1 pseudogene is annotated in these 1209 nt (G+C 64.4%); it reads right to left on the bottom strand.

Features of this window, described 5'->3' with window-relative positions:
• Positions 1-5 precede the first annotated feature (5 nt).
• A pseudogene (locus E3O44_RS04785) lies at positions 6-1209 on the bottom strand (IS256 family transposase); the annotation flags it as partial.

Below are 1209 nucleotides of genomic sequence, written 5' to 3' on the forward strand. Positions count from 1 at the left end.
GTCTGTCAAGTTTTCGGTGTAACTGGGTTTGATTTTTTAGTTGTCTCGGATGGACAGTCGGCCGTTGAAGGTGATGTCGAAGGCGTTGAGGGCTGCCTTTCATCGTTGGGTCCAGCGGGCTCGTCCTTGGCCGGTGGGGTCCAGACTCATCACGGCCAGGTACACGCACTTCAGTGCGGCTAGCTCGTTGGGGAAGTGGCCGCGGGCGCGGACGGCTTTGCGGATCCTCGCGTTGACGGACTCGATCGCGTTCGTCGTGCAGACGACCCGGCGGATCTCGGCGTCGAACTGCAAGAATGGCACGAACTCGGCCCAGCTCGATTCCCACATCCGAACGATCGCGGGGTACTTCTTCCCCCACGCGTCACCGAACTCGAGGAAGCGTTCCTCGGCCGCGTCAACGGTCGCGGCGGTATAGACCGGCTTCAGGGCTTTCGCGATCTTGTCCCAGTCCTGCCTTGCGGCGTAAAGGAAACTGGCCCGCAACAAGTGCACGACGCAGGTCTGGGTGATCGCTTCCGGCCACACGGCCCAGATCGAGTCCGGGAGTCCTTTCAGCCCGTCGCAGACGACCATGCACACGTCCCGGACGCCCCGGTTCTTGATCTCGGTCAGCACCTGTAGCCAGTACTTCGCGCCCTCGCCTCCGTCCCCAGCCCAGAGCCCAGAGCCCAGAGCCCAGAGCCCGAGGATGTCGCGGTTGCCCTCGACAGTCACGGCCAGGGCCACGTAGATCGGCCGGTTCGCGACTTGCCCGTCGCGGACTTTGACGTGGATCGCGTCGATGAAAATCACCGGATACACCGGGTCAAGAGGCCGGTTCTGCCACTCCGTCATGCCCTCGAGCACCCGGTCGGTGATCGTGGAGATCGTCGTCTTGGACACCTCGGCCCCATACACTTCGGCCAGGTGCGCGCTGATGTCACCGTGGGTCAGCCCGCGCGCGGACAGCGACAACACCAGCTCATCCACCCCGGTCAGGCGCCGCTGGTGCTTGCGCACGATCTGCGGCTCGAACGAACCGTCCCGGTCGCGCGGCACCTCGATCGGGACCGGACCGATATCCGTCAGGACCGTTTTCGTCCGAGAGCCGTTCCGTGCGTCCGAGGCCGACCCGGACCTCCCGTGCTTCTCATGGCCGAGGTGATCGGTGATCTCGCCCTCGAGCGCGGATCCCAAGACCATCTTCGTCAGCTGGCCCAGCAACCC

The organism is Cryobacterium algoricola, from assembly GCF_004402485.1.
Lineage (GTDB): Bacteria > Actinomycetota > Actinomycetes > Actinomycetales > Microbacteriaceae > Cryobacterium > Cryobacterium algoricola.